We start from the raw sequence: 22903 nt of genomic DNA, 5'->3' as shown, positions 1-22903 counted from the left end.
TTCCGGGCTGTTTCACTTATTTTTTGGAGATGCGCAGCGCTTGTTTGATCGCTTTGAATCCGCCGGCGTTTCCGTAAATCAAAACGCCGCCTTTGTAAATTTTCGCGCCGACCGCCGCAAAGATCACGATAGTGACCAGTGTCAGGGCGATTCCGGCCGCCGCCTGCCAAAACGGGATATCAAGCATCCCGACACGCAAAAACATAATCATCGGCGTGAAAAACGGTATATAAGAGGTAACGGTAATAAAACCGGCGTCAGGATTGCCGAGGCCGAACATAGCGATCATAAAACCTGCCATGATTAAAAAAATCATCGGCTGAATCGTCTGCTGCACGTCCTCTATCCGGCTGACAACACTGCCGAGAAACGCGGCAAGTGTCGCGTAAAGAAAATAGCCGAGCAGATAGAAAATGACGGCATAGACAATCGTCGAGACGGGAACATCCGTAAAATTAAGAAATGCACTGATCGGCGACGACTCATCATTTTGATGGTTCAGCTTCAGTGAGAGATAACCCGCTGCAATCAGCACCGCAAACTGTGTGATCCCCACGAGCGCGATACCGAACAGCTTGGCAAACATCTGCTGAATCGGCGGCATGCTTGAAATTAAAATTTCCATGACCCGTGACGATTTTTCCGTCGCCACTTCCATCGCAATCATACTTGCGTACATGAAGACTGAAAAGTAGATGACAAACAGCATGATGTATACAAGCCCCATCACCTGACCGAGCTCTTCCTCAGATTTCGCCCCTTTTTCCAGCGCGCTTTTGCTGACTTCCGGCGGAGTGTAGAGGCTGCTGACTTTTTCTGCCGAAATGCCGAGCTTGGCGGTTTCAACAGCGGTTTTTGTCTGGGTTAAAGCCTGCTTGAGAAGTTTATACGCTGATTCATCAGAAATGGTCAGCGCTTTGTAGGCACCTGTTATCGTTCCTTTTTGATCTTGTCTGATGATAAACAGTCCGTCCCATTCACCGTCTTTGACACGCTTTACGGCATGTTTTTCGGACTTCTTCGTCTCCATTGCCTGCAGATCATTGTCTGTATCGGCAGCTTTAAGCTGTTTTGCAAACGCCGGGTACAGCCCGCCCGTTTCATCAATCACCGCGATTTGCTGCTTGCCGTCATCCGATTGAAACACGGAAATAATCGATTGCAGGTTGGTCACCGCTAATACTAATAAAACGGTAATAGCGGTCGAAATAATGAATGACTTTGTCGTGATTTTGTTTTTATATGTATGGAACAGCATAATCCAAAATTTATTCATAAACGGCCCCCACCTTTTCTATAAAAATATCATGCAGTGACGGCTCTTCCAATTCAAACTTCCGTATAAAACCTTTCCCTTGCAGCGCCCGGAAAATATCCTGAGAAACCGGTTCATTCGCGACCTGCAGTCTGATCCCGTCATTTGTTTCCTTCCATTTCACGACACCTTCATGCGTTTTTAAAAAGCTGAGGTCATCATCTGAATGAACGGTGACATTTTTTTTGCCGAAAGACCGCTTAATGTCTTTCAGATTGCCTTGAACGACAGGTTTTCCCTTCTGGAGAATGCACAAATTCTCGCAAAGCTCTTCCACATGCTCCATTCGGTGGCTTGAAAAAACGATGGAAACGCCGCTGTTTTTCAAAGAAATAACCGCTTCTTTCAGCAGCTCGACATTCACCGGATCAAGACCGCTGAAAGGTTCATCGAGAATCAGCAGTTCAGGCTTATGCAGGACGGCCGAAATGAACTGGATTTTCTGCTGGTTTCCTTTAGACAGCTCTTCGACTTTCTTATTCTTATAATCTGTAATGCCGAACCGCTCGAGCCATGTCATAAGCTCTTTTTCCGCCTCTTTTTTGCTCATCCCTTTTAATCTTGCCAGATAGACAAGCTGGTCACTCACCTTCAATTTCGGATACAGCCCCCGCTCTTCCGGGAGATAGCCGATTTTTTCACTGATAGAATAATTGACCGGCTGCCCTTTCCAGGTGATATGCCCGTCAGTCAGGCTTAAAAGACCTAAAATCATCCGAAAGGTCGTCGTTTTTCCCGCGCCGTTTGCGCCGAGAAGCCCGAACATTTCCCTTTCAGGTATTTGCAGGTTCAAATTGTCAACAGCGGTAAAGCTGCCGAATGTTTTCGTTACGTTTTTAATTGTAAGCACGAATCCAACTCCTTCCTTGACCCATTATATACTAAAATGGGTAAAAATTAATGGAGGATTCTAAATTTTTTATCAGAATATCATTCTATAAAGGGGGTGACATGATGGGACAATATGTATTGACCGCATTCCGTGCGTCGGGAGAAACGCTGCTGGATGAACGGATCGAAGCGGATAATGAGGCGGAGGCGAAGGCCGCCGGAGAGGCTTTATTAAAGGAAAAAAAGCTTGAGAACAGTACTCATCGCTTGGTAAATGAAGCCGGAAAGCTGATTTTATTCCACAGATAACAGAAGCTTTCCGGCTTCTGTATTTTACCGGTTAAATTGCGGCGTCCGTTTTTCTAAAAAGGCGCGGATGCCCTCTTTATGATCATCCGTTTTTCTCATATTTTCCTGGGCCTTTCGTTCAAGAGACAAAACGTCTTTTAACCGGCTGATATGGAGGCTCTGATAAATAGCCTTCGTTTCAATCATCGCTGACAGCGGCGCATGCAGCAATCGGTCGATATACGGTTGTGCCCCCTCCGCAGGACCGCCGCTGAACAGCCCGTCGGCCAGCTTGAGCCGCACCGCTTTTTCAGCAGGCAATTTTTCACCGCTCCAAATCAGTTTTTTCGCTTCGATCTCACCGACGCGTCTCATTAATAAATAATGGCCTCCTCCGTCGGGAACCAATCCGATGCCGATGAAATTCATCGCGAGGCGGGCGTTTTCTTCGGCGAGCACCACATCGGCGCACAGCGCGAAACTCAGCCCGAGCCCCGCCGCGGCTCCGTGGATGGCGGCAATCACAATTTTTTTCATATCATAGAGGGTCAGCGTAATGGATTCGATCATTTTCATGAGCCGTTCATATTCTCCTGAATCATGATCCGACGTCATCATCTGAATATCACCGCCCGCGGAAAATCCCCGGCCTTCCCCCCGTAAAAGCACGATAAGCGCTTCGCTGTCGGCTGCCATCACACATGCATTTTCCAATTCCCGGAGCATTTGTTCATTCAGCGCGTTGTAACTGTCAGGCCGGTTCAGCACAATCTCTGCGATCTTTCCCTTTTCTTCATAACGAATATACTGCATGTTTACATCCCCCTTGAATCCGCTTACATATTTTGTTCAAATGATATATTCCTTTCCCCGAAGCAAAACTCCTTTATTTTTCAAGGTCAACAGATACCGAAAAATGCATATCATTTGAAACTGAACATACATTTTTATATAGTGAAATTGATATACAAAACAAAAGGGGGGAAAAACGCCGATAATGAAATATGTGATACTCAGCTTATTACTGAGCTTTTTTATGGTGCTGTTCCCCCCTTCGGATGTCGCTCTTCCTTCCCAATTGGTGACAGAAACAGACAGCCATGTACAAATTTCGGTTTACCCGCAGGAAACGGATTCGGCAAAGACGCCGGTTCAAACCAAAACCGCTCCGCAAGGCCTGTCAAAAGGATACGGTGCGTTATCCCGAATGATCTCCCTGTTATCCGTCAAACCTCTTGATCAATTCATTGATTCCACAATGGAAAGGACATGCGCCATTCCGATACAATACCAGTCAAATTACCTCCGGCATCAGACCATTTCTCATTGCCAATCTGTATTTACGGTGTAAAAACAGTATATTCCGGAGGGATTTTTTATGAATATTAAAGAAAACGATCTGCCCGGCATCGGGAAAAAATTCGAAATCGAAACGAGAAATCATGAAAAAATGACGATCATCATTCATGATGACGGCAGGCGGGAAATTTACAGATTCGATGACCGCGACCCTGATGAGCTTCTGGCAAGCATTTCACTTGATGATGCGGAAGCAAGACAGATTGCCGCGATTATCGGCGGGATGGTGTACAAACCGCAGGCGCTTGAATCGATTGAAATGGCGTTCAGCGATCTGATTATCGAATGGTTTAAAGTTGAAAAAGGGGCAAAAGCGGCAGGACGTACGCTCGGCGAACTGGATGTGCGCCAAAACTATGACGTGACGGTCATCGCCATCATTAAGCATGACCAGAAAAAGTTTTTAAACCCGGGCGCTGATTCGCTCCTTGAAGCAAACGATACACTCGTCCTCTCAGGTGAAAGAAAGCATCTGAAAAAACTGATCCAAGACTTCCTCTCCAGAGACGGAGTGTGATCTGTTTATGGACCATCTCGTATTTGAAGTCGGTACGGCGTTAGTTCTTGTGGCCATTGCGAGTGTCATCGCCAATAAAATTAAATTCTCGATCATCCCCTTCCTGATCATTTTAGGAATGCTCGTCGGGCCGCACGCGCCCCAAGCGGGCATCATTGACCTGACGTTTATCGAAAGCCGGGAAGTGATTGAATTTTTCGGACGGATGGGCGTCCTGTTCCTCCTCTTTTACCTCGGGCTTGAATTCTCGGTCGGAAAATTAGTCAAATCCGGACGTTCAATAGCCGCCGGCGGAACGATTTATATTCTGATTAATTTCAGTTTGGGGCTGATCTACGGCTTTATCACGGGCTTTTCCTTTTTGGAAGTGCTTGTATTGGCGGGCGTCATCACGATATCATCAAGCGCCATTGTCGCAAAGGTGCTTGTCGACTTAAAGCGCACGGCCAATCCGGAAACGGAGCTGATTCTCGGCATCATTATGTTTGAGGATATCTTTCTGGCGGTTTACTTGTCCGTCGTCTCCGGGCTTGTTCTGGGAGACGCGACGTCTGTCGGAGGCGCGCTGATGTCAATCGTGATCGCTTTCGGATATATGCTGCTGTTTTTCATTGCCGCCCGAAAATTGCCGCCTCTGCTGAACAAACTGCTTGATATCCGTTCAAACGAGGTATTTGTCATCGTCATTTTCGCCGCGCTCTTTTTCATTGCCGGCTTTTCCGAAACGATTCATGTCGCTGAAGCGATCGGCGCGCTCTTGCTCGGACTCGTGTTTTCGGAGACGGCCCATTCTGACAGGATTGAGCACCTTGTCGTGCCGTTCCGTGACTTTTTCGGAGCCATGTTTTTCTTCAGCTTCGGTCTCAGCATTGATCCGTTTTCACTCGGAGATGCGGTATGGCTCGCCCTCGGCGCCGTTCTGCTGACGATTGCCGGAAACTTTATCGCCGGCATGATCGCCGGGCGCCGGGCGGGGCTTTCTCATAAAGCATCGTCCAATATCGGGTTGACCATTGTGTCCCGCGGTGAATTCTCCATTATCGTCGCAAATCTCGGCATCGCCGGCGGCCTGTCCGCTTCACTTAAACCTTTCGCCGCCTTATATGTTCTGATACTGGCCATCTTCGGCCCTTTACTCACGAAAGAATCGAAGCGGATATATCTCCTGTTGAACAGCGTGTTCAAATGGAAGACGCCTGAAAAGAAGCCGCAGAAATCATAAAAAAAAGCTGACCTCTTCATAAGAGGTCAGTTTTTTTGAGCGGGAAGAAATTGCTGAAAAGCCGTTTTTTTATTAATGGAGAAATGCTCTTTTCCCAGAATGGTATTGATGATTTTTTGATTTCTGTAAACAGACAGCTTCAAATTCGTAGCGCCCGTTCCGTGAGCATGATCAAGATTCGTTAATGTGAAAAAATGATGCCGCCTGTCGTCCTTAAAGACAAGACGGGAATCTGCCGTCACTTTAAACCGTTTCTCATCCTCCCATTCGATATCGGGGGCAATTGCCGTAAACCATTCCGGAATATGAGGTTTAAAACCGGTCGCCAATATCACTTTTTCTGAATCGGCCGTAAAGGTTTCATCCATCTGCCATTGATGAAAGCTCAGTACGCAGCGCCCGTTTTGCTTTTCAATTTTTTCAAGCTCCGCCATCGGCTGAATATACACGTCAGGCGAACCTCCGCTGATCGATCTGTGATACAGGGCATCGTAAATGGCGGCAAGTGTGTCAGAATCAATGCCGTGGCGCAGTCCGTCCAGCTCAGGGAGTGTGTTCAGTCGTTCTTTAAAAGGCAGGCGGTTAAAATATTCCACATAATCAGGTGTAAACATTTCCTGCCCGAGCTTGGCGGTTTCCAATTCTCGAAATCCGGCGGAGCGTGTCACCCATTGCAGCCGGCTGCGGCGGTATTGTTCATCGTGCAATAAGTCAGAAAAGATCTCCGCGGCGCTCTGTCCGGAGCCGACCACTGTAATTGATTCGGCGCCGGCGAGCTCGTCTTTCCGAAACAAATATTCCGTGCTGACCATCGTGTCCTGACGCGCTTCGTCAGCAATCTCTGCGGGAATAAGCGGTTCAGACCCCGTCCCCATGACGAAATGCTTCGTTTGATAGACACTGATGCTTCCGTCCTCAATGTTCTTGACGCTGACGTCATAATGTCCGCCGGCATTTTTCACACCGATTACCTCTGAGCCGAAACGGCATGATTTGATTTCTGAAGCCGCCCAGCTCAAATAGTCGTTAAATTCCCGTCTCGGAATATCAAATTCATTAAACGTATAAAACCGGTACAGCCGGTCATGTTCATGGAGAAAGTTTAAAAACGTGTAGCGGCTTTTCGGATCGGCGAGCGTGACCAGGTCCGCCAGAAAAGCCACCTGTAAATCCGTCCCTTTAATTAATAGACCGGGATGCCACACAAATTCTTTCTTTTTATCGAAAAAAAGAGCGTCTGTTCCTGGTATATCCTCTAACAATGCGGCAAGCCCTAAATTAAACGGCCCGATTCCCGCTCCTATGACATCATACATAATTACACCTCTTACGAATAACAGTCTGATGGTCTTTTCCCGTTTTTGCAGACGGTTAAACATAAAAAAACGGCACGCTGATTCCGTGCCGTTTTGATATTATAATGCAGATTTGACGAACATTTCATTTAAGTATTTGATTTTCTCTTCTGTATAATGCTCGAATCGGTCATTATATGATTTCGGGTCTTTCGGATTGGCGAAGTGCGTGATTTTTCCGGTTTCCGGATGAATGAATTTGCTTGCCGCGCCGCAGCCGATACCGATAATCGTCTGCACTTCTTCCATAATCATAATGTTGTAGATGCTTTCCTGACCAGGGAAGGAATAGCCGACATTTTCAAGGTTTCCGAGAATGTTTTTCTGCCGGTACAAGTAGTACGGCGTATAGCCGTGCTCTTTTGTCCAGCGGACGGCGTCATCCATCATGCGGGATACTTCCTGTCTGTCGGCAACCTTATACTTATGCTTGTTTCTCGTCATTTCTGACGCCCGTTTAAAAGAAAGCGTATGAACGGTCAAAGATTCAGGCATCAGCTTTTCCGTTTCCTCAAGACTGTGCCTGAACTCAGCCGTCCCTTCTCCCGGCAGGCCGATGATCAGGTCCATGTTGATGTTATTCATGCCGTGTTTGCGGGAAAGATGATATTTTTCGATGGTTTCTTCAACTGTATGGTGTCTGCCGATGGCCTTAAGCGTTTCGTTTTCATAAGATTGCGGGTTAATGCTGATTCTGTCAATCTTATACTTATTTAAAACGGCCAGCTTTTCCTCCGTAATCGTGTCGGGACGGCCAGCTTCAACGGTAATCTCCCTGATATTCGCGACATCCGGGAAAGAGCGGACCATTTCTTCATATAAAAGATCCATTTCTTCAGCGGTAATGCTTGTCGGCGTGCCGCCGCCGAAATAAATGGTCGTCACTTTGATATCATGCCGCTTCAGCCATTCTCCGATTTTCTGCATTTCATAGTGAAGCCCCCATAAAAAGGAGCCGACTCTTCCCGCCTGTCCTTGAATGGCATAAGCCGGAAACGTGCAGTAGGCGCATTTCGTCGGGCAGAACGGGATGCCGATATATATGCTGACTTCATCTTTGACGCGGTACAGATCGGGAACCGCAGCGAGCTGGCGGTCGACGATCTCCTGCATCAGATTGATTTTTTCATCATGGATCAGATAATCTTTTTTCAGATCGGCGTGCGCCTCTTCTTTTGTCAGGCCGCTCTGCAGCTTTTTATGAAGAAGTTTAGTAGGCCTGATGCCGGTTAAGATGCCCCATTTTTGTGTCATGCCCGTATGCGATTGAAGAAGATTTAAGTAGACGTACGACAGCGTGTTTTTCACCTGTTTAAATACTTCTTTTTCGCTCCATCCGGCAAGAAGCGGTTTCGTATGATGTTCCTTTTCGCCGGTTCCTTTAATTTCTCCGGATACCGACACGCTGTCTGCATCTTGAGAAATGGCAAGTGAGATGACAAGATCAGAGGGCTCCTCCGTTTCGCCGTATGCAAGAACACACTCTTCAAAAAATAAATTCGCGATGTTTTGCAGCGGACGATGCAGCCTGTCATCCGTGATGCCGTCTATTTTTATTTGCAATGTGATCACCTTATTTTTCAGATTCAAAACTTTCTTTAGTGTACAGAAAGAACAGGCTAAAATCAATCCGCGAAAAAGCCGCAGACCGGCGGTTCGCGTCTGCGGCTCTTGATTACGGCCGTTTCATATGGAACTTATCGAGAAAGCCTTTGCGGTGCTGCATGCGGAAATATTCCTTAATCATATAGGCGACTCCCTGTTCATCATTTGACCTTGTCACCCAGTCCGCTTTTCTTTTTAATTCATTTGAGGCATTCCCCATTGCGACGCCGAGACCGGCCAGCTCGATCATCGGCAGATCATCTTCCTGATGGCCGATAGCCACAACCTCTTCCATTGAAAGCCCGAGATCAGCGGCGACCATCGACAGTCCGCTTTCTTTTGAAACCCCTTTAGGCACGATGTTCAGTTTTTCTCCGTTGACGCGGATCACATCGACGGCCGGGAATGCTTTCATTATCGTATCCGTTATATCAGCCTGCAGACCATCTTCGGCATGCACTTCAATGACGGGCGCTGAAACCGGCTCATCAAGGAGCAGGTCACTTAATGATTCGACAAACTGCACCGGATAAAAAATCGGGTCAGACGGGTGAATCATCGTTTTCCCGACCAGATTGGAGTTCACTTTCTTCTTGTTTCCGATCGAATATTTTTCGTGAAGAAGCCGGATATTGCATGGATAGCTTTCCAGCACCTGAACAATATTAAACGTGTGATCTTCTGATATTTTCTTTTCAAAAAACGGCTCATCTATTTTTTCAGAAATGTATGCGCCGCTGTGGGTAATCAATTTCGCATTCAGCTTTAATATTTTCGCCACTTTTTGAGCGGAGCGAAAATGGCGGTTTGTGACCAGTGTGACGTAAATTCCTTTTTTCTTGACGTATTCGATGGCATCCTTTGTCGTTTGATGAAGTTTGCCGTTGGAGCGAAGAAGCGCTCCGTCTATATTTAACGCCAGCATTTGTTTTGACACAGAGAAGTCCCCCTCCTTGATGACTGTACTTGTCATTAGGATATGACCCTGTCTCTTTGTTTAGAACAACCTTTTCTCCGCAGCAAAAAAGCCTGCCTCAAGCAGACTTTGAACTGTCGTTTTGTTGGGATACGATCGATTTGCTGCCTTCTCCCCAATGTGTATTTCTATTTACGAAATATATCAGGAACCCCTTATTTGACCGTTGATGCGCTCGTTTCACTTACTCTCTGTTGCTACCCCTTATCATACCAGGCAGTATAGGCGACCGTATCCTTAGATCATCTGTAAGTGTAGGCGCTTTCAGAGTTATTATCTCAATTATATTGCTAAAAAACAAGGGTTTTTTTAACTAAAAAAATTAGAGGAAATATCTGTGCTGAATGTATGATAAAGTTGAAAGGGAACATACATTCTCATATAATAAAAAAAAAAAAGCGGTGACTGTCATGTCTCTATTAAAAGATATTTATAACGAAGAATTTGCAGAAGCACTGTTCAACAGAATCAAATCGGCGTATCCGGCTTTTGAGCGGGACAAGTGCCGGGCGCTGATGTTTCGGGAAGATTGGCCCGGACTGACGTTAAAACAGCGGATGCGCCGGATCACAGACTCTCTATATGAAACACTGCCGAAGGATTACATACGGGCGCTTGACGTCTTATACGAGACAGCTCCCCACTTCTCAGGGCTCGCCGGGATTATTTTTCCCGATTATGTCCAACAGTACGGAACGGATCACTGGGACGAATCCATGAAGGCGCTTCAGTATTTCACTCGTTTTTCCACTTCTGAATTTGCGGTCCGCCCGTATATCAGGCTTGACCGGGAGCGGATGTTCAAAGAGTTCCTTTCCTGGACGGAGCATCCGGACGAACATGTCAGAAGGCTTGCCAGCGAAGGCTCAAGACCGCGCCTGCCATGGGGAATCTCTATTCCGGCTCTTCTTGAAGATCCTTCTCCGATTCTCCCTGTTCTGGACCGCTTGATGCAGGATGACTCGTTATATGTCAGAAAAAGCGTGGCGAATAACCTGAATGACATCTCCAAAACACATCCGGATCTTCTGCTACAGATCGCAGCCGAGCGGTTCGGAAGCTGTCCGCACACGGACTGGATTTTGAAGCACGCCTGCAGGACACTGTTAAAAAGAGGAGACAAACAGGCGCTTGCGGTTTTCGGGTTTGAAGACGCCACCCGGATTTCATTGGAACGTTTTACATTGAATTCGGAAACGGCCGCCATCGGAACAAGCATACATTTTTCTTTTCAGATCCGCTCATCCGCCCGGCAAAAAGTCAGGGTTGAATACGCGATTGATTTTGTAAAGAAAAGGGGGCACCGCAGCCGCAAGGTGTTTAAGATGTCGGAGTCCGCCATGGATAACGGAGACGTAAAAGCCTTCAGCAAACATCATTCCCTTAAAGATTTAACCACCCGCAAGCATTATCGGGGAATTCACACTCTGTCTGTCATCATTAACGGTACGGTAAAAGGTTCGCTTGATTTTTCTGTTGAATAAAAAAACCCCTCCATTTCATAGATGGAGGGGTGGTGTGGAGCTTATTCCGGGCTGCCGTAAAGCTCTTCAAGAGGTTTCATAATAATTTTGTTTAACTCGCCGATCAGCATGCTCATGCGCTGTTCCGCTTCCATCAGCTGAGAAATCAATTCATGCTGCTGTACGAGAGCAACCGTTTTTTGTGCCTGCTCTACCTCTTCCTGAGTGATTTCTTCACCTGACATCTGTTTCTGCTGCAGCTGCAGCTGTACATTGCGGAAGTTATCAAACATGCGTTTTGCGGATTCATCTGCGTTTACTTGATCATAAAGCCCTCTCAGACGGCTGTATTCATCACTGTTTCGCAAAGCTTTTTCAAGATCATATGCTGCATCATAAAAATGAACTGCCATAGTAACCGCTCCTTTCTTCCTTTCGGACATACCACTCCACTATAACAGACTGCGGAGCGACTTTCATCATCGGCGTATGTTTTCCTTAGAAAAGAATGACAAACAAAGCCTGAATTGCTCCGATCATCCCGCCGAGCAGACCGCCTAAATACGTTATCATCTTAAATTCTCTCTTGGAAATCGACAGCACCATTTCCTCCAGCCGTTCAACGGGAAACTGATCAACCTGCTCTTTGACCACTTCCTCAAGACGCAGCCGTTTCAGCACATCCTCCAAATGAGCGGCAATACTGCCGAGTGCCGCATCAAGCAGCTTCGGCGCGTACGTCCCCGTAATCTCCCCTTCATAACGGGAGATGATGTCACCGAGCCGGCATTCGAAAAAGGGCGCGGTTTGAAGTGCGGCCAAAGCCCGCTTTTTCATGCTGAACAGCAGATCTTTCGCATTCCACTTTTCATCGGCCTCATAAAGTGTATAAGATTTGAGCTTGCCCCATTCTTGAGAAAGCAGATCAGCCAGAAGCTTTTTCGTTTCCTCATTGCGCAAAAACTTTAACAGCTCAGGCAGCACACGGTCTGCCAAGCTTGAATTGCCGAGGAACATCTGCACCATGCTGCCGAGCATCCCCCGGGAATTCAAAAAGTCGTCAATCATATTTCCGAGCCTGTCTTTCCCTTCTTCGCTCTCAAAATAATCAATGCTCCGCTTCAGAATATAATCTGCGGCCAGCGGGACTTTTTCATCCAGCTTTTCCTGAAGCTCATCAGGAAGCCAGTCTTTTATGGCGCGGTGCTCATATTTCCGGTACAGGTCCGAAAGCTTTTCATCGGTAAAACGGTCAATCCAGGCATCCGTCTTTTCCTGCGGATTCCGGATGCCCGCGGCGGCCAAAGCTTCGTGCACCGTCATCTCGGAAGCGGCCATTTTTTGTGTGAATTGTTCGGCGAAAAGAAGCGCCTGGTTTTTAACGGTATCTGATAAAAGCCGCTTTTTTATTCCTTCCGGTGTTAAAAGGTGGTTCGTCACCATGAGCCCCATTTGTTTTGCCAATTCATCCCGTCTTTTCGGGATCAGCCCCGGCGTAAACGGAACCCGTTTTCCGAACAGGTAATACGGCCGGTACGGACGAAATAACATCTGAATGGCAAGATGATTCGTCACCGCGCCGATCGCGGCTCCGATCACAATCATAAATAGAAACGTTCCTGCTATGCCCATTCCTTTTCTTCTGCCTCCATCTTATGTTCTATTTTCTTGATGATATATCTATTCGTATTATAGAGGCTGGCGGGCATGCGGGCAAATGAAGAACCTGAATTGTTGTTTGTGAGGAATAAGGCAAGATGCTGTTTCGTACTCTTTACAGTAGATCATCTTTTATAACGCGCTTAGCATATTTATTGGATGGAAGGGCCGTTCCATCAGCGGCTTTTTGAATAAAGGGGGAGTAATAATATGACAACACTCGGTTTTATGTCTGTATCCCGCCGGCACGAGGAAGATTACGCCGGGGAATTGGCTGAAAGAGCGCCTCAATATAATGTGCGCTTAGCCCGCTTTACACCGTTTGATATATTTCCGGATTCTTTGCGCGTGAAAGCGCTCGTCTATCACCCGCAAAGCGGAAAGTGGAACGAAACGGAAATCGATATTCCCGAATATATTTACGACCGCTGTTTTTACGGAAAATCCGCTGAAGCGCAAAAAGCCAAACCGATCGTCGAATGGCTGAAAAAATATCCGAAAACGGAATTTATCGGCCGGGGGCTTCCTGATAAATGGACGATCACGGATGCGCTCCAAAAGCATCATCTGATCAGTCCCTATATTCCTGAAACGGCCGAAGTCAGCCGCTATGAACAGGTGCAATCATACTTAGCCAAGGAAAAAGCATGTATACTTAAGCCCGCTTTCGGCGCGGGAGGCAGAGGCATCATCCTGCTTGAAACAGGCAAAAAATCAATTACGGCCACTTACTATATCGGAAAAAACAAACAAACAAAATCATTTTCCAATCACGTGTCTTTTAAGTCTTGGTGCAAAAAAGTGCTGCAGCACCGCTATTTGCTTCAATCCTACTTAAATATCCAGGATAAAGAGCGGCATCCGTGCGACATCCGCATTTTCATGCGCAAAACGGAGTCAGGCGTTTGGGAAACGGTCGGAAAAGCGGTCAGAAGGGGTTACCAGAACGGTCTTTTATCTCATTTGCCCGGAGGATCCGAACCGATTAAGTTTGACACATGGTTTGAGGAAATTCCGAGAAAGCAGCAGGCCGTTTTATTGGATGATGTCTTTTCGATCACCCAATCCGTCCCTTATTTCCTTGATGAACGGTTCGGACCGCTGTTTGAGCTGGGGCTCGATATTTGCTATGCCAAAGACGGACGCATCTGGCTTTTGGATGTCAATTCAAAGCCGGGACGGAAAGCTATTTTAAGCGTGGCTCCGGAGGCGAAAGAGGATTTGTATACGGGTCCGCTGAGACGCTTCCGCGAGCTTCAGTCACAGGAAAGCCGGAAAGGAGTATTACCGCGTGAATCATAAAGGGATGATTGTCGGCATCGATAAAAAAAGCAAAAATACGCTGTTTCTCCCCTCCTCCATGAAACGGGAAGGGCTTTTATCCGCTGCCTTCGGGACCAAGGTTGTCAAATGCCGTGTAGCCTTTTCTCAATCACTTGAAAAAAGCGCGCTCCTTTCTGAAGATTTGTTTGAGGAGCTGCTGATACCGCATAAAAGCCGGGCTGACTTTCTCATACACGGCCAGACGGTGCACATCGGACCGCTGATCGGCGTTTTCACAGCTGGGTTCACATCATCGCCGTCCCGCCCGTTAAGAGACCGTACAGCCTTCTTTTCCAAGATGCTCTCTCTTCATGAACAGGCGAACGGGTATTGTTTCGTTTTCGGGGCCCATCAGATCAACTGGGAAGAAGGCACCGTCCAAGCGCTGATTTATAAAGAAAACAGCTGGAAACGGACGGCCGTCCCGCTTCCGAATGTCGTATATGACAGGCTCCCGAGCCGAAAAACGGAAGAAGTTCCGCTTTTACAGCAGACAAAACAGAGGCTGATGAATGACTATCAGATTCCGTGGTTTAATCCGCAATTCTTTAATAAATGGGACATTCATAAGCTTCTGGAAAAAAACAGTCTCACCGCTTCACTTCTGCCAAAATCTGTCCTGCACCCGAATGCGGAAGCGTTAGAGACGTTATGCAGCACATTTGGCACCGTCTATATCAAACCCGCAGACGGCGCACTCGGAACGGGGATTTACAAGGTGGAAAAAACAGATGCCGGCTTATCTGTCAAACACACGAATGAGGAAAAAACGGTGGTGACGGCAGAGTATTCAGATGCGGCATCCTTCATGACATCATTTAAAGAAAACAATGACCCGTCCGCATTTTTAATTCAGCAAGGCATTGACCTGATCCGGCTGGATGGGCGCCCCGTCGATTTCAGGGTGCACACGAATAAAAACGCCGAGGGGAAATGGACAGTGACGGCCATTGCGGCAAAAATTTCCGGTGAAAACAGCATCACGACGCATCTGGCAACCGGCGGAGAAGTCAGGACGTTAGCTGAATTATACGGCGATCCGCGCGAGAGAGTCGGCATGATGCGGAAACTTTCAAAAGCCGCCTTGGCGGTCAGCCGCGTGTTAAATGAGCACATTGAAGGTTTTATCGGCGAAATCGGTTTTGACCTCGGCGTCGATCATTCAGGGAAAGTTTGGATGTTTGAAGCCAATTCCCGCCCCGGGCGCAGCATTTTTTCCCATCCGAAGCTGAGATCGGTCGATTACCTGACAAAACGGAGAAATTTTGAATACGCGTCGTATTTATCAGAACGGTCCATCACCGCCCCGGAAAAACTTTGGCGGTGAGGCTGTCTTTTTTTAGGTTTACCCGGGACAGGCAATGAACGATGAGCTACAATGAACAAGATCAACATTTCCCATAAGGAGCGTGAACGTCATGATTTCGCACTTCAGCTGGAAACCGTTATTCAAAAAAGAGAAACTGCCCGGATGGCGGATTTCATTTTACTGGCAGGGTACGCATTACGAAGGGATTTACCATAAGTCCGGAGACATTGAATGGGGACACACACATCCGGGAAAAGAAGAGCCGGCTCTCGTAAAAGAGCTGCATGAATTAATGCTTTTTCACATATATGACTGAAAGCTAAAAGCTCAGCCGCACCAGGCTGGGCTTTTCTTTTCCCTTCCGCTATTTACCACACCGTTTTCCGAATGAGATGCCGTTTGCTTTACCATAATACGTAGTACAAAGCGGCAAACAAGCATTGGGTGAAGCCGAGCTGGCAATGGTTTTCATTCCGAAAACCATCGGCTGGTGCAATTCCAGCAAACCCAACCATACTAATTTATAAAGGAGATCATACAAATGGCAAACAACAACTCTTCAAACCAACTAGTAGTACCCGGCGCTGCTCAAGCAATCGACCAAATGAAATACGAAATCGCTTCTGAGTTCGGCGTAAACCTTGGCGGAGAAACAACTTCTCGTGCAAACGGTTCTGTCGGAGGAGAAATCACTAAACGTCTAGTATCTTTCGCACAGCAGAACATGGGCGGCCAAGGCGTACAATAACTCAATAAATGGCTTACAGAAGGCGCGGGATACCGCGTCTTCTTTTATGCCGTCACCCTTTTTTCCTATTCCACATACCCTAGGAAAAAAGGAGGGAAAACATGTCATTCATTGCCTCAGTCAATTGGGAGCTGTTTCAGTTCGTAAGTGTTTCTTTGGTCAATGAATATGTTGCCCACCATTTCCCGTTTATTCACAGGTATTCTTTTCCCCGCTGCTTTGAATGATATAATGAGCGGCGAGGAGGTTTTTTACATGAACATCGCTTTACTCGGAGCAACGGGAAGAGTCGGACAGGCTTTTATAAAAGAAGCGCAGAAACATGGACATATGGAGATATTCGCTCTTGTCAGATCAGCCGGTATCGTCCTTCCCATTCCTGAAAAACAAATCATAACAGGGAATGCGAGGCAGCGGGAAGATGTAAGCCGATTGATTTCCAAAGCGGACACAGTCGTGAGCTGTCTCGGCACGGACGGTGACGATACCCTTTCAGCCGCTATGACCCATATAATAGACGGCATGAAACGGCATCATGTTCAGCGTCTGATTACGATCGGCACCGCGGGTATCCTTCAATCACGGCTTATGCCTGATCAATACCGTTTTGAATCGGCAGAATCAAAACGAAAATCAACAAAAGCCGCAAAGGAACACGCCCGCGTATACGAGATGCTGCTGGCAGAGGATCTTGACTGGACAATCATCTGTCCCACCTACCTTCCTGACGGAGATGCTGCCGGAGTTTACCGGTTCGAACAGGATCGCCTTCCTGAAGACGGCGCTGAAATCACCGTCGGAGACACGGCGCATTTTCTGTACCGTGAGCTGATCAGCCCTCAGTTTGTCAGAAAACGGGTGGGACTGGCTTACTGAATGAAAAAAAGGGCGAATCTTTAGATTCACCCTTTCCGATTACACCGCGGACTTCGCAGTTCCTTTCTGCAATTCATACATTTGATGGTACTGCCCCTTTTGCGCCATTAATTCGTCATGGCTTCCCTTTTCAATGATGCGGCCCTTTTCCAGCACGAGAATCTGGTCTGCGTGTCTGATCGTGGAAAGCCGATGGGCGATAATAAATGTCGTGCGCCCTTCTTGAACCACTTGCAGCGCTTTTTGAATGACTGCTTCTGTTTCGGTGTCAATGTGCGCCGTCGCCTCATCCAAAATTAAAATGGCCGGATCGAACACAAGCGCTCTAGCAAAAGAAATCAGCTGACGCTGGCCTGAGGACAGTGTGCCGCCTTTTTCGGTGACGGGCTCTCTGATGCCCTTCGGCAAAGATTGCAGAAGGCTTGCGGCGCCGACTTGGCGAAGCGCTTCTTCCGCCTGCTCCAAAGAAATACGCTGATCATCGAGTGTCACATTGGAGCCGATCGTGCCCGAGAAAAGATACGGGTCTTGCAGCACAATGCCCATATGCGACCTCAGCTCCTGCCTTGACATGCCGTATATGCTCTGACCATCCAGCAGAATATCCCCTTTTTGAGCATCATAAAAACGGAACAGAAGATTCAGGATGGAGCTTTTGCCGGACCCCGTATGGCCGACGAGGGCGACCGTCTCCCCTTTTTCAGCTGTAAAGCTGATGTGTTTCAGCACCTCTTCTCCCTTTCGATATCCAAAAGAAACATCGCGGAATTCCACAGTTCCTTTCGCCTTTCTGTCTGCGGGAGCGCCTTCTTCTTCCGTTTCCTCCTCCTGTAAAAGCTCGAATACCCTGGCGGCAGAGACACGGGCCAATTCAAGTTTCGAAAATTGGTTGACAATCCCCGTAACCGGCTGGAACAAACGGTTTAAATAATCAACAAATGCATATAAAACACCGATTGAAACAATTCCGGCCGCACTCAGACTCGCGCCCCCGAAATACCAGATCAGCCCGACAAACGCCAGATTACGCAACACATTGACAAGACTGTGGGACATGAGGGAATTTAAGGACAGCATTTTGTTTTTGTAGCGGAAATGAGCTTCATTCAATTCTTCAAATTCCTTCATCGTTTCCTTCTCTCGGCGGAACGCCTGAATAATCGGCATCCCTTGAATGGACTCGTTCATTTTCGCATTGATGTCACTGTTAATGGAACGGATTTTTTGGTTGAAGACGGATGCGTATTTGCGGTACACAACCGACCAGATCATTAAAATCGGAATAATCAGCAGGCAAACGGCGGCCAGCCTGACGTCAAGCATAAACAGAGCCGTAAAAATGCCGAGCATATAAACGCCGCTTGTGATAAATGTCGACAGCACCGTTACATATAAATCCCTCACCGCTTCTGTGTCATTCGTAATGCGGGCCACGACTTTTCCGGCAGGCAGATTATCAAAGTAGCGGATCGGCATTTTCTGAATGTGTGAAAATACATCCTGCCTCATGCGCTGTATGATCCGGTTCGCTCCCATCTGCAGCAGATAATGCTGGCCGTAATGAAAACATACGGAAAACATGAGCAGTCCCGCGTAAATGGCGGTCAACGTCAGCAATCCTTTTATTTCGGGACGGTAAAATTGAAAAATCTCCTGTCTTGATAACGTAATGGCGGGATATGAGCTGCTTTCTTTACCGTTTGATATCGTCAGCCGGCCGTCAGACACCGAACGGTTTCCGTCAAAACTGACGGGACGGTCAACAAAATAGTAGCCCGCACCGACTTGATAAATGTGCGCCTCTCCGGTTTTGTCCGCCCCCGGTTTGAGCCGGTCCTCCCTGACATAATCATGCCCCCGGAACCTGACGGCGCCCGGATCGTCCGCAGAGGCTTTAACCCATGTTTTTTCAATGCCGAGAATGTGGTCGTCAATCATTTTTTTTCCGATAAACGGGCCGGTCAGCTCAGTGCCGACCGCAATAATGAGCAGGACGACCGCCCATATCAGCAGCTTCTTATATTGAAGCGCGTAATTCCATAATCTTCTCCCGGTCTTCATGCGCCCGTCCCCCCTTCTTCAAGAGAGGACAGCTGCTGCCTCTCATATTGTTTTCGATACCAGCCGTTCTGCGCCAATAGCTCCCGGTGCGTGCCTCTTTCAGACACCCGGCCTTCATCCATGACGAGAATGAGATCTGCGTGTTCAACTGCCGAGAGCCGGTGGGTGGTGATAATCGTTGTTTTATGCCGCCGTTTTTTACGGATGCTGTCAATGATGGCGGCTTCCGTTTTCGCGTCTACGGCAGAAAGCGAATCATCTAATATGAGAATGTCCGGATCGGTCAAAAGCGCTCTCGCAATTGAGATGCGCTGCTTTTGTCCGCCCGAGAGCGCTACGCCCTTCTCGCCGACAAGCGTCTCAAGCCCGTCGGAAAGCATACCGATATCGTTTTCAAAATGCGCATCTTTCAGCGCGCTGCCGATTTCCTCTTCGTTTGCATCCTGCCGGCCGTAAAGCAGATTCTCTTTTACAGTCTTTGAAAATAAAATATGATCCTGCGGCACATAGCCGATCCACCCGCGGAGCTCCTCGAGCGGAATCTCTTGAATCGGAACGCCTGTAAACGTGATTGCTCCCGCACCGGGCGGATATTCACGCAACAGCTGCTTAATAATCGTCGTCTTTCCGCTTCCCGTCTTCCCGACGATGCCGAGTGTCTGCCCTTTTTCTACGGAAAAAGATACATCAGAAACCGCCGGTCCCGCTCCGCTCGGATACGTGAAAGTCACTTGGTCAAAAACAAGACGCCCGGGCTCCTTGATGCCTGCGGGGTGCTTTGGTGCCGTCACGTCAGGCTCATAGGAAAGCGTCTCATTCACACGATCCAAGGAGGCATTTCCGCGCTGCATGATATTGATTAATTCTCCGATCGCAAACATCGGCCAGATCATCATTCCGAGGTACACGTTAAACGATACCAGCTCTCCCAGCGTCAGCCGGTTTTGAAAAACGAGATAAGCGCCGTAGCCGAGACCGATGAGATAGCTGAGGCCGACGAGAAGTTTCACAGTCGGTTCAAAAAGTGAATCGATAAACGCCACCTTCATATTTTTCTCATATACATCCGCCGTCATATCACCGAACCGGCTGACATCATTTTTTTCCTGCACGAATGCCCGGATGACCCGGACGCCGGATACCGACTCCAGCACCTTGTCATTTAATGATCCGAAAGCATCCTGCGCTTCCGTAAACCGCTCATGGATCTTTTTTCCGTACAGGCTGACCGCAGCCGCCATTATCGGCAGCGGAATAATCGCGGCAAATGTCAGCTCCCAACTGATGAGAAGCCCCATTGTCAAAAATATCGTCAGCATATACATCGTCGAATCAACGAGCGTTAAGACCCCGAAGCCCGTCGTCATACTGACGGCCTGCAAGTCATTTGTCCCCCGCGCCATTAAATCGCCCGTTCTGTATTTCTCGTAAAACGGCGGTGACATTTGAAGAAGCCTTCCCATCAGCTTTGAACGGAGAATCTTCTCCATGACATTCGCCCCGCCGAAAAGCTGATACATCCAAAAATAAGACAGTAAATAGACGGCTGCCGTTAATGCGAGAAAAACACATATGTAAAACAGCATCCCGCTTTTTGTAAACACGCCCGCCTTCATATCGTCTATCGCGTTACCGAGAAGTTTAGGCGGAAACATTTCAATGACATTCACAATCAATAACAGAACAATCGCTGTCGTATAGCGCAGCCAATAGGCTTTAAAAAACCACGCGAGCTTTTTTAATACAGTAAACAAATACCGTCATCCCCTTTCATCAATCAGCCGCCCTCAAGCTTTTCCGGATTGTTTTTCATTGTTTTCGCTAATACCGCCACATGCATCACACCTGTCTTTCTTTCATTTTTTTGTATAAAAAAAGACATGAAGCCTCAGCTCCATGCCTCTTATTATTATAAATAAGGTACAGACCCGCCGTTTATGCGCGACTGCCCCGTTTTTAAGCAAATGTTCAGAAAACGGAAGCTGTATGGGAGTCACGCCGGTATTCAGCTGAAGATGAGTTGACAAGATTTAGTTTTGACATGATCCATACCTCCTTTTTCCCTATATTGTTCCTTCATCATATAAACAAATCCTTTTTTTGTCAACGCAGGTTTTACATTTCTGCCATTCGGGTATTGTAAAACAAACCTTTTTTACTGAAAGGATGAGGCCGATGTTTCACGCGGACCGGTTGATAGCAGCTTTTGACGGAAGTGATGATAGTAAAAAAGCGCTCCAAAAAGCCATAGACCTTTCAAAAACATTTCACGCAGATTTAACGGTCGTACATTCCCACAATGCAAAAGATACCCGGACGATTGTTGATCCCCCGAGGCCGGGAGCCGGGGCAACGTATATCGGCGGCGGGATTGCAAGCGTTCCTGACCCGCTCCAGGCGGAAAGAATCTCCCCTGATCCGATGATTTATGAAGACCGTACGGAAGAAATCGTTGCGGAAGCGAGAATGCTGATGAACGACAGCCAGATTGACGGGGATATCGACATTTTAGAAGGTGATCCCGCTGATGCCATTATCGAGCATGCCGACCGTATATCGGCGGATTTGATCGTCATGGGGAGCCGGGACCAGAACAGGCTGAAAAAACTTTTATTCGGAAGTGTCAGTGAAAAACTGTCATCGAAATCCGATATTCCCGTGCTGATCGTAAAATAATTCTTTCTGTAAAGCAGCTTAATCAAAAGCTGCTTTTTTTACAGCTCCCGGCTGTTTCTTCTTTTTTTCGGCATCACAAAAAAACTCGCCATGATCAAAAAATCGATGCACAATACGACAGACCATCCCTTTAACAGTACGCTGAGCGCTTCGGTGCGGGAAGCGTCCTGAATGAGAAATACCGTTCCGGCTAAAAGAACGCCGCCGATGACAAATGCTAATACATGTCTTCCCCACCCTTTCGCATAATGTTTGGCATAATCCAGTCCGTACCGTTTGACCGGTTTTGCCCCTTCCTTGACCACATAATAGCGGAACCGCTCATCCGCCCATTGAATCATGCTTTTTCCGAAGGCGACAGACACTCCGATATAAATGGCCGCCACCGCATGCGCCATAGTCGCCGCCGCCCCTCTGTATAAATCAGCTGCAGCCGCCAGAAACAGTACGGCATCCAATAAAGGAATGAGAGCGAAAAAAAACATTCCGAGCTTTTGCCGCCTGAATATATAGCGCGCCGCCAATCCAAAGATGACAGCCGCCCAAAAAGCAGCCTCACAAATGACAATCAACCAAGCAATCGCGTTCAATCCGGTTCCCCCTTATCGTTTTCTAAAATGCATTGTATCACTGCTTTTTATTTAATACAACTGTATCACAAAATTGCAAGAAAAAATATTTCCTGTTACACTGGAACCATGCCTAAAATAATCGATCATGAAAAAAGAAGAAAACAAATAGCCGAAGCCACTTGGCGGACGATTTTGGAGCGGGGAATGGAAGGAGCGACAGTGAGAAACATCGCCCAGGAAGCGGGTCTTTCTTTAGGCGCGCTGAGGCACTATTTCACCACCCAGGATGAGCTTTTAGGGTATGCGATGACACTCGTAAAAGAAAAAGCGGCCGCCAGAATTAACGAAGTTGCCATGAAAGATCTGCCGCCGAAAGAAAAAGCGGTGCGTCTGATGCTTGAAATCATCCCGACAGATGAAGAAACGATGGCTGAAATGGAGGTATGGTTCGCTTTCACAGCTTATGCCAGACATAAGGGAGAAGAGTTTCAACCCCAGCAGGACGGGATCTTGGCATATATCCGCGGTCTGATTGACTGGCTGGATGAAAATAAGCTTCTGAAACCGAATCTTGATAAAGAGATCGAAGCGGAGAAAATGTACGCCATCGCCGACGGATTGGCGCTGCATGCCATGCTTGAACCTGAGCGTCTTTCAAAAGAGAAGATCTCCCGTGTGCTCGTTCAGCATATCGAATCTCTCTTTATCTGACTGAAGCAAAAAGGCCGGATGTGTTCCGGCCTTTTTT

General features: G+C 47.5%; 24 protein-coding genes. 13 read left to right on the top strand and 11 right to left on the bottom strand.

Going from position 1 to position 22903, the window contains the following annotated elements; translation table 11 throughout:
• Positions 1–16: 16 nt before the first annotated feature.
• Positions 17–1276, bottom strand: a complete 1260-nt coding sequence (locus tag SB847_RS00670; protein WP_410562980.1) for an ABC transporter permease — start codon at positions 1274–1276, stop codon at positions 17–19.
• A complete protein-coding gene (locus SB847_RS00665) occupies positions 1269–2165 on the bottom strand; it encodes an ABC transporter ATP-binding protein (protein WP_375005146.1) in 897 nt (298 codons plus the stop codon). Before SB847_RS00665 ends, SB847_RS00670 begins: the two co-directional genes overlap by 8 nt.
• A 104-nt stretch (positions 2166–2269) precedes the next feature.
• Here SB847_RS00665 and SB847_RS00660 point away from each other — a divergent pair, with 104 nt between their 5' ends.
• Positions 2270–2455 carry a YhzD family protein gene (locus SB847_RS00660; protein WP_410562983.1) on the top strand — a complete coding sequence of 62 codons (186 nt, stop codon included), beginning with the start codon at positions 2270–2272 and terminating at the stop codon, positions 2453–2455.
• A gap of 24 nt (positions 2456–2479) precedes the next feature.
• On the opposite strand, the gene SB847_RS00655 is transcribed toward SB847_RS00660, so the two are convergent.
• A complete protein-coding gene (locus SB847_RS00655; RefSeq protein ID WP_007409232.1) occupies positions 2480–3247 on the bottom strand; it encodes an enoyl-CoA hydratase in 768 nt (255 codons plus the stop codon).
• A gap of 184 nt (positions 3248–3431) precedes the next feature.
• Between SB847_RS00655 and SB847_RS00650 the strand changes: the two genes are divergently transcribed.
• The 3 genes from SB847_RS00650 to SB847_RS00640 are packed head-to-tail and all read left to right on the top strand — an operon-like array spanning position 3432 to position 5532.
• Positions 3432–3785, top strand: coding sequence for a hypothetical protein (locus tag SB847_RS00650; RefSeq protein WP_014417322.1), 354 nt, complete (start codon positions 3432–3434; stop codon positions 3783–3785).
• A 27-nt stretch (positions 3786–3812) separates the two neighbouring features.
• On the top strand, positions 3813–4310 hold the full coding sequence (locus tag SB847_RS00645; RefSeq protein ID WP_003155265.1) for a cation:proton antiporter regulatory subunit: 498 nt from the start codon (positions 3813–3815) through the stop codon (positions 4308–4310).
• A 7-nt stretch (positions 4311–4317) separates the two neighbouring features.
• Positions 4318–5532, top strand: coding sequence for a cation:proton antiporter (locus SB847_RS00640; protein WP_003155266.1), 1215 nt, complete (start codon positions 4318–4320; stop codon positions 5530–5532).
• Between the two features lie 26 nt (positions 5533–5558).
• Here the strand turns inward: SB847_RS00640 and SB847_RS00635 are convergent, their stop codons facing one another.
• The 3 genes from SB847_RS00635 to SB847_RS00625 all read right to left on the bottom strand — a co-directional run bounded on the left by SB847_RS00635 (position 5559) and on the right by SB847_RS00625 (position 9429).
• Positions 5559–6848 (bottom strand): lysine N(6)-hydroxylase/L-ornithine N(5)-oxygenase family protein, encoded by a 1290-nt coding sequence (locus tag SB847_RS00635; RefSeq protein WP_410562988.1) that lies wholly within the window; start codon positions 6846–6848, stop codon positions 5559–5561.
• Positions 6849–6947: 99 nt separating this feature from the next.
• Positions 6948–8450: a coproporphyrinogen III oxidase gene (locus SB847_RS00630; protein WP_410562991.1), complete on the bottom strand. Its 1503-nt coding sequence runs from the start codon at positions 8448–8450 to the stop codon at positions 6948–6950.
• A gap of 112 nt (positions 8451–8562) precedes the next feature.
• Positions 8563–9429 carry a Cof-type HAD-IIB family hydrolase gene (locus SB847_RS00625; RefSeq protein ID WP_007409237.1) on the bottom strand — a complete coding sequence of 289 codons (867 nt, stop codon included), beginning with the start codon at positions 9427–9429 and terminating at the stop codon, positions 8563–8565.
• A gap of 383 nt (positions 9430–9812) precedes the next feature.
• Between SB847_RS00625 and SB847_RS00620 the strand changes: the two genes are divergently transcribed.
• Entirely contained in the window at positions 9813–10952 is a 1140-nt protein-coding gene (locus SB847_RS00620) for a DNA alkylation repair protein (protein WP_410562994.1), read from the top strand.
• Positions 10953–10993: 41 nt separating this feature from the next.
• On the opposite strand, the gene SB847_RS00615 is transcribed toward SB847_RS00620, so the two are convergent.
• Positions 10994–11344 (bottom strand): YlbF/YmcA family competence regulator, encoded by a 351-nt coding sequence (locus SB847_RS00615; RefSeq protein WP_014720937.1) that lies wholly within the window; start codon positions 11342–11344, stop codon positions 10994–10996.
• 85 nt (positions 11345–11429) lie between these two features.
• Positions 11430–12563, bottom strand: a complete 1134-nt coding sequence (locus tag SB847_RS00610; protein WP_045207060.1) for a DUF445 domain-containing protein — start codon at positions 12561–12563, stop codon at positions 11430–11432.
• Between the two features lie 237 nt (positions 12564–12800).
• On the opposite strand from SB847_RS00610, the gene SB847_RS00605 reads away from it, so the two are divergent.
• The 6 genes from SB847_RS00605 to SB847_RS00580 all read left to right on the top strand — a co-directional run bounded on the left by SB847_RS00605 (position 12801) and on the right by SB847_RS00580 (position 16846).
• Positions 12801–13892 carry a YheC/YheD family endospore coat-associated protein gene (locus SB847_RS00605; RefSeq protein WP_038457467.1) on the top strand — a complete coding sequence of 364 codons (1092 nt, stop codon included), beginning with the start codon at positions 12801–12803 and terminating at the stop codon, positions 13890–13892.
• On the top strand, positions 13882–15240 hold the full coding sequence (locus SB847_RS00600; protein ID WP_007409242.1) for a YheC/YheD family endospore coat-associated protein: 1359 nt from the start codon (positions 13882–13884) through the stop codon (positions 15238–15240). Before SB847_RS00605 ends, SB847_RS00600 begins: the two co-directional genes overlap by 11 nt.
• 82 nt (positions 15241–15322) lie before the next feature.
• Positions 15323–15538 carry a YheE family protein gene (locus SB847_RS00595; RefSeq protein WP_406527320.1) on the top strand — a complete coding sequence of 72 codons (216 nt, stop codon included), beginning with the start codon at positions 15323–15325 and terminating at the stop codon, positions 15536–15538.
• Positions 15539–15763: 225 nt separating this feature from the next.
• On the top strand, positions 15764–15970 hold the full coding sequence (locus tag SB847_RS00590) for an alpha/beta-type small acid-soluble spore protein (RefSeq protein ID WP_007610368.1): 207 nt from the start codon (positions 15764–15766) through the stop codon (positions 15968–15970).
• Between the two features lie 101 nt (positions 15971–16071).
• Complete coding sequence (locus SB847_RS00585) at positions 16072–16197, top strand: hypothetical protein (RefSeq protein WP_007610363.1); 126 nt, start codon at positions 16072–16074, stop codon at positions 16195–16197.
• A gap of 28 nt (positions 16198–16225) precedes the next feature.
• Positions 16226–16846, top strand: coding sequence for an NAD(P)-dependent oxidoreductase (locus SB847_RS00580; RefSeq protein ID WP_410563002.1), 621 nt, complete (start codon positions 16226–16228; stop codon positions 16844–16846).
• Between the two features lie 39 nt (positions 16847–16885).
• Here SB847_RS00580 and bmrD read toward each other — a convergent pair whose 3' ends face one another.
• Entirely contained in the window at positions 16886–18907 is a 2022-nt protein-coding gene (gene bmrD / locus SB847_RS00575; protein WP_410577221.1) for a multidrug resistance ABC transporter ATP-binding protein/permease BmrD, read from the bottom strand.
• Positions 18904–20661, bottom strand: a complete 1758-nt coding sequence (bmrC, locus tag SB847_RS00570) for a multidrug ABC transporter ATP-binding protein BmrC (protein WP_410577219.1) — start codon at positions 20659–20661, stop codon at positions 18904–18906. The genes bmrD and bmrC overlap by 4 nt, the downstream gene beginning before the upstream one ends.
• 421 nt (positions 20662–21082) lie before the next feature.
• Between bmrC and SB847_RS00565 the strand changes: the two genes are divergently transcribed.
• Entirely contained in the window at positions 21083–21583 is a 501-nt protein-coding gene (locus SB847_RS00565) for a universal stress protein (RefSeq protein WP_007409250.1), read from the top strand.
• 38 nt (positions 21584–21621) lie between these two features.
• On the opposite strand, the gene SB847_RS00560 is transcribed toward SB847_RS00565, so the two are convergent.
• Positions 21622–22173: a hypothetical protein gene (locus SB847_RS00560; RefSeq protein ID WP_014417310.1), complete on the bottom strand. Its 552-nt coding sequence runs from the start codon at positions 22171–22173 to the stop codon at positions 21622–21624.
• 108 nt (positions 22174–22281) lie between these two features.
• Here SB847_RS00560 and SB847_RS00555 point away from each other — a divergent pair, with 108 nt between their 5' ends.
• Positions 22282–22866 carry a TetR/AcrR family transcriptional regulator gene (locus tag SB847_RS00555; RefSeq protein ID WP_012117186.1) on the top strand — a complete coding sequence of 195 codons (585 nt, stop codon included), beginning with the start codon at positions 22282–22284 and terminating at the stop codon, positions 22864–22866.
• The last annotated feature ends 37 nt before the right edge of the window (positions 22867–22903 follow it).

The sequence above is a fragment of the Bacillus sp. SIMBA_026 genome (assembly GCF_046535335.1).
Lineage (GTDB): Bacteria > Bacillota > Bacilli > Bacillales > Bacillaceae > Bacillus > Bacillus velezensis.
Note: the sequence above shows the minus strand (reverse complement) of the source record. Positions and strands in the feature narration are given on the sequence as shown.

Excerpts from the sequence above, each read along its gene's own strand:
- SB847_RS00670 (WP_410562980.1), bottom strand. The coding sequence starts at position 1,276 with ATGAATAAATTTTGGATTATGCTGTTCCATACATATAAAAACAAAATC.
- SB847_RS00660 (WP_410562983.1), top strand. The coding sequence starts at position 2,270 with ATGGGACAATATGTATTGACCGCATTCCGTGCGTCGGGAGAAACGCTG.
- SB847_RS00655 (WP_007409232.1), bottom strand. The coding sequence starts at position 3,247 with ATGCAGTATATTCGTTATGAAGAAAAGGGAAAGATCGCAGAGATTGTG.
- SB847_RS00650 (WP_014417322.1), top strand. The coding sequence starts at position 3,432 with ATGAAATATGTGATACTCAGCTTATTACTGAGCTTTTTTATGGTGCTG.
- SB847_RS00645 (WP_003155265.1), top strand. The coding sequence starts at position 3,813 with ATGAATATTAAAGAAAACGATCTGCCCGGCATCGGGAAAAAATTCGAA.
- SB847_RS00640 (WP_003155266.1), top strand. The coding sequence starts at position 4,318 with ATGGACCATCTCGTATTTGAAGTCGGTACGGCGTTAGTTCTTGTGGCC.
- SB847_RS00635 (WP_410562988.1), bottom strand. The coding sequence starts at position 6,848 with ATGTATGATGTCATAGGAGCGGGAATCGGGCCGTTTAATTTAGGGCTT.
- SB847_RS00620 (WP_410562994.1), top strand. The coding sequence starts at position 9,813 with ATGTATGATAAAGTTGAAAGGGAACATACATTCTCATATAATAAAAAA.
- SB847_RS00615 (WP_014720937.1), bottom strand. The coding sequence starts at position 11,344 with ATGGCAGTTCATTTTTATGATGCAGCATATGATCTTGAAAAAGCTTTG.
- SB847_RS00610 (WP_045207060.1), bottom strand. The coding sequence starts at position 12,563 with ATGGGCATAGCAGGAACGTTTCTATTTATGATTGTGATCGGAGCCGCG.
- SB847_RS00605 (WP_038457467.1), top strand. The coding sequence starts at position 12,801 with ATGACAACACTCGGTTTTATGTCTGTATCCCGCCGGCACGAGGAAGAT.
- SB847_RS00590 (WP_007610368.1), top strand. The coding sequence starts at position 15,764 with ATGGCAAACAACAACTCTTCAAACCAACTAGTAGTACCCGGCGCTGCT.
- SB847_RS00585 (WP_007610363.1), top strand. The coding sequence starts at position 16,072 with ATGTCATTCATTGCCTCAGTCAATTGGGAGCTGTTTCAGTTCGTAAGT.
- SB847_RS00580 (WP_410563002.1), top strand. The coding sequence starts at position 16,226 with ATGAACATCGCTTTACTCGGAGCAACGGGAAGAGTCGGACAGGCTTTT.
- bmrD (WP_410577221.1), bottom strand. The coding sequence starts at position 18,907 with ATGAAGACCGGGAGAAGATTATGGAATTACGCGCTTCAATATAAGAAG.
- SB847_RS00565 (WP_007409250.1), top strand. The coding sequence starts at position 21,083 with ATGTTTCACGCGGACCGGTTGATAGCAGCTTTTGACGGAAGTGATGAT.
- SB847_RS00555 (WP_012117186.1), top strand. The coding sequence starts at position 22,282 with ATGCCTAAAATAATCGATCATGAAAAAAGAAGAAAACAAATAGCCGAA.